The sequence below is a fragment of the Profundibacterium mesophilum KAUST100406-0324 genome, from assembly GCF_009835145.1.
Lineage (GTDB): Bacteria > Pseudomonadota > Alphaproteobacteria > Rhodobacterales > Rhodobacteraceae > Profundibacterium > Profundibacterium mesophilum.
The window spans coordinates 163633-172803 of the sequence record NZ_APKE01000022.1 but is presented as its reverse complement, the minus strand read 5'-3'; the positions used below and the strand labels follow the sequence as shown (position 1 = coordinate 172803).

Genomic DNA, 9171 nt, shown 5'->3' with positions numbered 1-9171 from the left:
CCGGCATAGATGCCGCTGCCGACATGGGCACGGATCTCGTCGGCATCAAGCAACGTCTGGTTGTCGATGCCGTAGCCGCGCCAATCGGTATCGGAAATGCGCGCGGGCCGGTGCCACACGAGCAGCACGGCGAGAGCGAGCGGCGCCTTGCCGGTATCGCGGGTTATGGAGCCTTTCGCGAGCGTGAAGTGTTCACGCTCCCCGCGCCGGGAACCTGACCGCCGAGACTGTCGCGCAACTCGCGGGTCACCTGTGCCAACGTTGCGGCGGTCTCGTCCCCGAGCCGGTCCACGATCAGGGCATCGATATCGCGCCAGGCGGCGTGGATCTCCGACAGCAGGCCGCGCCCGCGCTCCGTCAGCCGCAGCATATTGCTCCGCGCCTCACCCGGATGGGGTTCGCGCGAGATATGGCCCGCCTCGATCAGCCGGACGGTCATCGTGCTCATGCTGGCGGGCGTGATGTCGAATTCGCGCGCGAGGGCGATCTGGCTCGTCGGCTCCATCCGGGACAGGGCCTCGATGATTCGGGCCTGACGCGGCTTGACGCCGATCCGGGCGAGACGTTCGCGCAACCGCTCTTCGAGCAGCGCGCCTGCATGCAACAGATAGTGCAGGGCGAATGTATCGGTTGTCATGCCGACAGTTCGTATGCTGATTGCTTTCACCAGACAACCGTGTGGCATCGGGCTGGCGGAAAGGCGCGGCAAGACACATCTGTCGGACCCCACCCGGTACATTGTGGCGGCGTCGCTGGTGCGCATGATGCGCCCGCTGACCGTCATGCTCCGGATACTGGCCCCGGTGGCGGTGTTCCGGACGATCTCAGGCAAGATGCTCGCCGCCGCCATGGTGCTACGCGCCCCGCGGGCGGGGATGTCGCTCCGGGCGTACTCGGTCCTGATGGCGGCGCTTTTCGGCGACTTTCACCTGACGCCCGGCCTCGACGGTTTCACGGCACTCTCTGTCTCCCGGTTCACCATCGCGGCGTCGATCTTCGAGTTGGTGATCCCCATGGGTTCTGCTGGGCCTACGGCCCGCATGGGGGAGGCGCCAAGTTCCACCCGAAGCGCGGCATCGGGGATGCGCTCCGCATGTGGCGCCGAAAGCGCGGCGCCATGGTTGTCTGCCGGTCTGCGGCCGAAGGCCGAGAGTGCGAAGAAGGGCCGACAATGAGCAAGTGGTGGGCCGTCCTCGGGTGGTCGAACCGGACGGATTGTCGATGACATCACCCCGTTGCATGGCGCGCCGCGTGGGGGGTGGCGGCATCTTGGATCGCTAGGCCAGTGTCAAGGGTGATTGCTGCGTGAGTACAACGGACCGCGGGCATGGACGGCACTGGCGAATTGCCGGCTCGCTATTGCCGCATTTCGGGAAAGGCAGGGGCTTTCCGTCTGGCTGCTGCGCCGTGGCAGGGCTTTGGTGCCTTTGGCGATCAGCGATGAGAGGCCTTTGCCCGTTGGTGCGCTTCCGCACCGCCACTTGTCCACCCATGCCCTATCGACCACAAATGACGTTGGGGCATTCGTCGGACAAAGTTTTCTCAGTATCTTCAGTGCGAGTAATGGCGGCGGATGTCCTCACTGCGAGTGTTTTTTTGTAAACTGTCATGACACAGGTACATCGATGCAAGAATTGAACACGTCTCATGCACCGCGCGACCGGGAAGCCGACCACAGGATCGGGAACAGCCTCGCGTTCCTTTCATCGGCGCTGCGCCATGAAAGCCGCCGGATCGATTCCGTCGCAGGGGCGCGCATCGCACTCGTGAACGCTGCCAACCGTTTGGGTGCGGTTTCGCGCCTTCACGGGATGATGGGACGGGACGGTACCAACGGGCGGGTACGGCTTTCGCGCCATCTCGAAGATTTTTCCGAAGACCTTTGCGAAAGTCTCGATATCGACATGCGCGTGGATGGTGAGGACATCGCGGTGCCGATGGATGTCGCGGGCTGCCTTGCCATCGTGGTGAACGAACTTGCGACAAATGCCGTCAAGCATGGCGGGGCCGAGGGGCGGACTGCGATCACGGTGACCTGTTTCACCAACGATGACGGGCACCTGGTCGTCATCGTCGGCGACAACGGCAAGGGCCTGCCGGCTGGATTCCGCCTCGACGACACCAGGGGGCTGGGCATGGTGATCGTAACCTCGACCGTGCAAAAGCACCGCGGGACGATAAGGATCGAAAAGGGTCCCTGCGCGGTCTACCGGATCGAGTTGCCGATCCGATGAAAACGCTCATCGTTCGATGCGGTCTTTTCCGAACAGGCGGAGATATTCCTTTTCGGCCACGCCGTATGAGCCGCGCGCCTCTTTCTCGAGGCCCTCTCGATCCAGCACGGAGATGATCCCGCGCTCCGCCCGGATAAGCCCCTTACCCTCCAAGAGATGGGTGCCGACCGTCACGCCCGCCCGCCGTACGCCCAGCATCACCGAAAGAAATTCATGGGTGAGAGAAATCCGGTCGCCGGGCACCCTGTCGTGACACATGAGAAGCCAGCGCGCCAGGCGCTCTTCAAGCTTGGCCTGGCCGTTCGAAAGGGCCGTCTGAGTGGTCTGGATGTTCAGGCAATGGATGTATCGCGTGAAGTGAGCCGCCAGCTCGTCATGTTGCCTCAGAAGCTTGCGGAAGACATCGGTATCGATCGCATACCCGTCACCGGCCACCTGGATAAACACCTCGAGCGGGCTCGTATCCACCCCCATCACGACGCTCGCGCCTGACATTCCTTCGAAGCCGAAGAGCCCGACTTCGATCCGCCGATCGTCGTTGCCGACCGCCACCATCGAGCCGATGCATCCGACCGGGAAGACGACACAGCCGATGGTTTCCTGCGGGTATTGCAGAACCGACTGTCGTTCGAACCGCGTCAGGTGCAGATGAGGCTCCAGCAGGGAGCGCAGGGCAGGTGAAAGCGATGAGAGAAGACGATTGGAGTCGGTCGGTTGACCGAAGGCCTTGGCCATGACGGCTCCTGCGTTTGGGGCAAGAGCATGAGGCATGTCTCTCCAACGACCCCGCCCGGAAACCCAAGGGTCGACCCCGGCACGCTAGCAGGTGCGCCCCCCCCTGTCGAACCGTGATCCCCTTGGTACAGTATCGCACGGAGAGGGCCGGGAGCCGCCGCGATGCATGTCGGGCCACGCCGCGAATGCCGCGCCGGTGGCGAGCGGCGCGCGGGGTACAGGCGCTTTCGCTCGACCGTGGCAAACGATCAACGGCGCCGGGAACAAAACTGCGGACAGACGCCGAGCGCTTCCATATGATGAGGACAGAAAACATATTGAACGACATTATTATCTTACGGCCTTTCCGGGGATTGCCAGCTCGGCAATCCCTCCCATGACGGGGGCCGCAACACGGAGATTTCCGATGCCAGCCAGACTCATTGTCGGTATCGACGGACATCCGTCGGGTGAGCGCGCGCTAGACTTCGCGGTCACCCAGGCACGGTTGATCGGCGAATGCGATCTTGTCGTCGCCTATATCATCGAATGGTCGCCCTACGCCTTCCAGACGGCGGAGGAAAACGCGCAGCGCCACCGACGGCGCGAGGAGGAAATCAGCACCGTGCAGACCCGCGTGATCACGCCGGCCGTCGAGCGGCTGTCGAAGGAGGGTCTCGCGGCGACGGGGATCGTGCGCCACGGTGATGTCGCGGATGCGCTGAACACGATCGCGCGCGAGCAGGGCGCCACCCAGATCATCGTCGCGCGCGCCTCGGAGGGCGGGTTCTCCAAGCGAATCTTCGGCTCCTCCACCCATAATCTCGTGAGGGGGGCGGACGTGCCCGTCACGGTCGTCAAATGAGGCCCGAACCCATGAAGAAACTCGCATTCGCAACGGCCGCGTCACTCGCCGCCGCACCGGCATCCGCTCAGGAGAGCCTGGGCCTCGATGCACGCGTGAACGAGATTTTCGCGCAGGCGACCGGGCCTTTCGTGAACTTCATCTTCGCGCCGCTCTACGGGACCGACTTTCCCTGGATCGTGCTGTGGCTGGTGGTCGCGGCCTCGGTGTTCTCGCTCTATTTCGGGTTCGTGCAGTTCCGCTATTTCGGCCATGCCATCCGCCTGGTCAAAGGGGACTACACCAATCCCAACGATGCCGGCGAAGTCAGCCATTTCCAGGCGCTCGCAACGGCCCTCTCGGGGACGGTCGGGCTCGGGAACATCGCCGGCGTCGCCGTCGCGGTGGGGATCGGCGGTCCGGGGGCGACATTCTGGATGATCCTCGCGGGTCTGCTGGGGATGGCGTCCAAGTTCACTGAATGCACGCTCGGGGTGAAATACCGCAACGAGTATCCAGACGGCTCGGTCTCCGGCGGACCGATGTATTATATGTCCAAGGGTTTTCGGGAACTGGGGCTGCCGGGGGGCGGATTGCTGGCGATCCTCTTCTCGGTCTTCTGCATCCTCGGGGCGCTTGGCGGCGGGAACATGTTCCAGGCCAACCAGGCCCATGCGCAGATCTCCGGGATCGTGGGCGATTATCCCGGCTGGATCACCGGCATCGTCTTCGCCGCCGTCGTCTTCACGGTGATCGTGGGGGGGATCAAGTCGATCGCGCGCGTGACCGAGAAGGTCGTGCCTTTCATGGGCATCCTCTATGTCGGGGCAGCGCTCATCATCCTGATCATGGAATACGACAAGATCGGATGGGCGTTCGGACAGATCTTCGCCGGCGCGTTCACCGGTCTCGGCGTGGCGGGCGGCCTTGTCGGCGCGCTCATCCAAGGCTTCAAGCGGGCGGCCTTCTCGAACGAGGCGGGCGTCGGATCGGCGGCGATCGCGCATTCCGCGGTGCGCACCAACGAGCCGATCACCGAAGGCTTCGTCTCGCTGCTCGAGCCGCTGATCGATACGGTCGTGATCTGCACGATGACCGCCCTCGTGATCACCATCTCGGGGCAGCTGATCATGGATCCCGCGACCGGCCGGTTCGTCCTGAACGAGGCGGGCAGCGCCATCTCCACGATCGACGGCAATACCGGCGTCGCCCTGACCTCGGCGGCATTCGGAACCTCGATCGGCTGGTTCCCCTATGTGCTGGCCGTCGCGGTCGTCCTCTTCGCCTTCTCGACGATGATCAGCTGGTCCTATTACGGACTGAAGGCCTGGACCTACCTCTTCGGCGAAGGCCGCGTGAAGGAGCTCGTCTTCAAGGTCATCTTCTGCGGGTTCATCATCGTGGGGGCGGCGGCCAATCTCGGTCCGGTCATCGACTTCTCCGATGCCGCTATCTTCTCCATGGCCGTTGTGAACATCTTCGCGCTCTACTTCCTGATGCGTCTCGTGCGCCGGGAGCTGAACTCCTACGGGGCACGCTTGAGCCGGGGAGAGATCGCGCGTTACAAGGGCTGAAGGGACCGCTTGATGCCGCGCTGAGCGCATTCTAAGCTATACCCGACGAGAAGGGCAGGCCGGCGGCAACCGGGCTGCCCTTTTTCGTCCCGGTGGGCAGATCCCGCACGGGCGATCCGAGGAAGGAAGGCATCCATGACCCCAGGCGCCAGAGTTCAGGCAGCCATCGACATCCTCGATGTGATCGGCGCGGGACAGCCGGCGGAGAAGGCGCTCACGAACTGGGCGCGGGGCGCGCGCTTCGCCGGCTCCAAGGACCGTGCCGCGGTGCGCGACCATGTCTTCGCCGCGCTTCGCCGCTGGTGCTCGGCGGCGGCCAGGGGCGGGGCCCCGACGGGCCGCGGACGCATGATTGGCCTTTTGCGCGGCACTGGAACGGACCCCGCGTCGCTCTTCACCGGGCAGGGGCATGCACCCGCGCCGCTCGATGCCGCCGAGGCGCTCGATCCCGGCATGCCCGCCGATCGGCTGGTTGCGCTCGATTGTCCCGAATGGCTCGCGCCCTCGCTCGAGACATCACTCGAACATCGCTTCGAGCCGGTCATGAAATGCCTCCAGGAGCGCGCGCCGGTTTTCGTCAGGGTCAACACGCTGCGCGGCGATCCGCGCGAGGCGGCGCGCCGTCTGGCCGAGGAAGGGATCGAAAGCCGGCCATCCGCACTGTCGCCGACCGCGCTGGAGCTGACGGCGAATGCGCGGCGCCTGCGACAGGGGCAGAGCTTTGCCGAAGGTCTGGTCGAGTTGCAGGACGCGGCGAGCCAGGCGGTCACGGACCTGCTTCCGGTCGAGAATGCGCGCCGCATCCTCGATTACTGCGCCGGGGGCGGTGGCAAGACCCTCGCGATGGCGCCCCGGACCGGCGGGGCGCTCCATGCGCATGACATCGCGCCCGCGCGGATGGCCGACCTGCCAGAACGGGCGGCTCGCGCGGGTGTCGAAGTGACGCTGCACGATCCGCGTTCGATCGGTGGGCAAGGCAGGTTCGATCTCGTTCTCGCCGATGCCCCCTGCTCGGGATCGGGGTCGTGGCGCCGTGCCCCCGAGGCCAAGTGGACATTGACCGAATCGCGGCTGCGCGCGCTGGAGGCCATGCAGGACGAGGTTTTGCATGACGCTGCGGCACATGTCGCATCCGGGGGGCGCCTCGCCTATGCGACCTGCTCGATGCTGCGATCCGAAAATGAAGATCGCATAGACACCTTTCTCGAACGCAATGGCGGGTGGACACTTGGAAAACAGGTGCGTTTCGACCCGCTCGATGGTGGTGACGGCTTTTTCCTGGCCATTCTGACCAAGTGCTGAGTGTCGGACGCTCCGTCAATCGATCCAAGATGAATTAAACTCGCCGTTCGAACTTAAAACTGCGTTAGCTTGTGGATGAGTAGGGTAAATCTCGAATTTACCAGACGAGGATGTCAGGTGGCGCTTTCCCGTTGTGAAACAAGTCCGGTGATTTCACCCTCCACGGCACAAAGCGGGTTGTTCGCCTCCGCGGCGATCTTCCTGCTCGCGATCGGCGGGATGATCGACGCTCCCCTTCTCAGGGCGGCCCTGTTTTCTGTTGCCGCCGTTATCGGCCTCACGGCGATCGGGATCGGCAGCTTTACCTTCAGGCGCCGGCAGCGTGACAAGACCCTTTCGGAACTGCTCGAGACGATCGCGGGCGCCTCGCCGGTTCCGCAATTCGTCACCGGGCCGCACGGGGAGATCGGTTATCAGAACGCCGCCGCCCGGTCGCAGTTCGGCGTGCTCGACGGACAGGGCGTGATCCGCGTCCTGCAACCTTTCGTGGCCGTGCCCGAGATAAATCTCGCGCGCCTCTTCGCGCAGGCTGCCAAGTTCGGGCGCGCGCGCGAGCACATGCGCAACGGCAGCGTCGAGGTCGACCTGTGCATCCTGGCGCTCGACGGGGCCCGCTTCTTGTGGTCCTTCGAGATGAACGACCGCCTGGCGCAGGATCGCTCGCCTCTCCCCCGCGCGCTTGTCGGCCCGGGCGAGCGGATCGACGGGATGAACGCGGCGATGCGCTCGCTGCTGGGCAGGACGGCGCGCACCTTGGACGATCTGCAGATCGCCGAGACAACCGTCGATCTTCCGGTGCGAAACCTGCGCAACTGCGGCGGCGTCGATCTTATCGAGGCCGGGCTTCCGGGCGGCCTACGTGAGTTGATCGCGGTTCCGGCGACCGGACGCCAGCAGAAGGGCGAGGACGCCTTCGACGCCCTTCCCGTACCGATCCTGCAGATGGTCGAGGGGGGGCAGGTCTGTCAGGCCAACAGGCTCGCCCGGCAGTTGCTGGAGATCGACGAGGGCACGCCTCATGATTTCGCCGACCTCGTCGAGGGCCTCGGTAGGCCCGTGTCCGAATGGCTCGGCGACGCGTTCGCCGGGCGCGGCCTGCATCGCCCGGAAGTGGTGCGCGCCAGCCTGGCCCCGAGCGAGCTGTTCCTGCAGATCACGCTGGGACGCATCGATGCGGAGGACGGCAAACGGCTCGTCGCGGTGCTGCATGACGCGACAGAGCTCAAGACGCTCGAGGCACAGTTCGTGCAAAGCCAGAAGATGCAGGCGATCGGGCAGCTGGCTGGCGGGGTCGCGCATGACTTCAACAACCTGCTGACCGCCATCAGCGGACATTGCGATCTTCTGCTGCTGCGACACGACGAGAGCGATCCCGAATTCGCCGATCTCGAGCAGATCAACCAGAACGCCAACCGCGCGGCCAGCCTCGTCGGACAGCTCCTCGCCTTCTCGCGCAAGCAGAACCTGCGTCCCGAACCGCTCGATCTGCGCGATACACTGTCGGACCTGACCCATCTGCTCAATCGGTTGGTGGGCGAGCGGGTCAATCTGGCCTTCGATCACGATCCCGAGCTGAAGATGGTGCGCGCAGACAAGCGGCAGCTCGAGCAGGTGATCATGAATCTCGTGGTCAATGCCCGCGATGCGATGCCATCGGGCGGCGACATCAAGATCTCGACGCAGTGCCAGCTGCTGATACGTCCCTTGCAGCGCGACCGTGTCACGGTGCCTGCCGGGGAATACGTCATCGTCAGGGTGAGGGACGAGGGCACCGGCATCACCCCCGACAAGCTGCCGAAGGTCTTCGAGCCCTTCTTCACCACGAAGCGGACCGGCGAGGGGACGGGGCTGGGACTGTCGACGGCCTATGGCATCGTCAAGCAGACGGGCGGTTACATCTTCGCCGACAGCACGCCTGGCGAGGGAACTGAGTTCAAACTCTATTTCCCTGCCCATAGCCGCAGCGGCGCCTCGCCGCAGCCCAGGGCGCCCGCGACCCGGCCGCCGCGCCCGCCCGCCGTGCGCAAGGAGGGCGTCGTCCTGCTCGTGGAGGACGAGGCGCCGGTGCGGGCCTTCGCATCGCGTGCCCTGCGGATGCGCGGCTATACCGTGATCGAGGCCGAGGATGGCGAGGCGGCTCTCGGGGTTCTGGAAGATCGAAGCATCGAGGTCGACCTGTTCGTCACCGATGTCATCATGCCCGGCCTCGATGGTCCCAGCTGGGTGCGCGAAGCACTCAAGACGCGCCCGGGTATCGGCGTGGTCTTCGTGTCCGGCTATGCCGAGGAGAGCTTCTCCGCGCACCAGGCCGAGATCCCCAATTCGGTCTTCCTTCCCAAGCCGTTCTCGCTCACCGCATTGACGCAAACCGTCAACGATCAGCTCGCCTGACCCGGATGGGACGCACTGCGTGACCAGTGCATGCCCCTCGCTTGACAATGGTTCGATGCAGAACCTTTAGTCCGGGTATGTTCAGCACGATCAAGCTCATGCCCCATCCTCG

At 64.6% G+C, this 9171-nt stretch carries 8 protein-coding genes; 6 read left to right on the top strand and 2 right to left on the bottom strand.

The window, feature by feature from the left end; translation table 11 throughout:
* Positions 1–163: 163 nt before the first annotated feature.
* Positions 164–637, bottom strand: a complete 474-nt coding sequence (locus PMES_RS09710; RefSeq protein WP_159965511.1) for a MarR family winged helix-turn-helix transcriptional regulator — start codon at positions 635–637, stop codon at positions 164–166.
* On the opposite strand from PMES_RS09710, the gene PMES_RS09705 reads away from it, so the two are divergent.
* Positions 636–1175 (top strand): hypothetical protein, encoded by a 540-nt coding sequence (locus PMES_RS09705; RefSeq protein WP_159965510.1) that lies wholly within the window; start codon positions 636–638, stop codon positions 1173–1175. The genes PMES_RS09710 and PMES_RS09705 overlap by 2 nt on opposite strands.
* A 450-nt stretch (positions 1176–1625) precedes the next feature.
* Positions 1626–2234, top strand: a complete 609-nt coding sequence (locus PMES_RS09700; protein ID WP_159965509.1) for a sensor histidine kinase — start codon at positions 1626–1628, stop codon at positions 2232–2234.
* Positions 2235–2240: 6 nt separating this feature from the next.
* Here the strand turns inward: PMES_RS09700 and PMES_RS09695 are convergent, their stop codons facing one another.
* Positions 2241–2969, bottom strand: coding sequence for a Crp/Fnr family transcriptional regulator (locus tag PMES_RS09695; protein ID WP_159965508.1), 729 nt, complete (start codon positions 2967–2969; stop codon positions 2241–2243).
* A 406-nt stretch (positions 2970–3375) separates the two neighbouring features.
* Here PMES_RS09695 and PMES_RS09690 point away from each other — a divergent pair, with 406 nt between their 5' ends.
* From PMES_RS09690 to PMES_RS09675, 4 genes are all read left to right on the top strand, one after another.
* A complete protein-coding gene (locus PMES_RS09690) occupies positions 3376–3813 on the top strand; it encodes a universal stress protein (protein WP_159965507.1) in 438 nt (145 codons plus the stop codon).
* Positions 3814–3824: 11 nt separating this feature from the next.
* The gene (locus PMES_RS09685; RefSeq protein ID WP_159965506.1) at positions 3825–5366 is read left to right on the top strand and encodes an alanine/glycine:cation symporter family protein; all 1542 of its coding nucleotides are present in this window, start codon (positions 3825–3827) and stop codon (positions 5364–5366) included.
* A gap of 135 nt (positions 5367–5501) precedes the next feature.
* Complete coding sequence (locus tag PMES_RS09680) at positions 5502–6668, top strand: RsmB/NOP family class I SAM-dependent RNA methyltransferase (protein ID WP_159965505.1); 1167 nt, start codon at positions 5502–5504, stop codon at positions 6666–6668.
* 147 nt (positions 6669–6815) lie between these two features.
* Positions 6816–9059: a hybrid sensor histidine kinase/response regulator gene (locus tag PMES_RS09675; RefSeq protein WP_236549763.1), complete on the top strand. Its 2244-nt coding sequence runs from the start codon at positions 6816–6818 to the stop codon at positions 9057–9059.
* The last annotated feature ends 112 nt before the right edge of the window (positions 9060–9171 follow it).

Bases quoted from the DNA above. Each gene is read 5' to 3' on its own strand.
- PMES_RS09680 (WP_159965505.1), top strand. From the start codon at position 5,502: ATGACCCCAGGCGCCAGAGTTCAGGCAGCCATCGACATCCTCGATGTG.
- PMES_RS09710 (WP_159965511.1), bottom strand. From the start codon at position 637: ATGACAACCGATACATTCGCCCTGCACTATCTGTTGCATGCAGGCGCG.
- PMES_RS09695 (WP_159965508.1), bottom strand. From the start codon at position 2,969: ATGGCCAAGGCCTTCGGTCAACCGACCGACTCCAATCGTCTTCTCTCA.
- PMES_RS09690 (WP_159965507.1), top strand. From the start codon at position 3,376: ATGCCAGCCAGACTCATTGTCGGTATCGACGGACATCCGTCGGGTGAG.
- PMES_RS09700 (WP_159965509.1), top strand. From the start codon at position 1,626: ATGCAAGAATTGAACACGTCTCATGCACCGCGCGACCGGGAAGCCGAC.
- PMES_RS09705 (WP_159965510.1), top strand. From the start codon at position 636: ATGCCGACAGTTCGTATGCTGATTGCTTTCACCAGACAACCGTGTGGC.
- PMES_RS09685 (WP_159965506.1), top strand. From the start codon at position 3,825: ATGAAGAAACTCGCATTCGCAACGGCCGCGTCACTCGCCGCCGCACCG.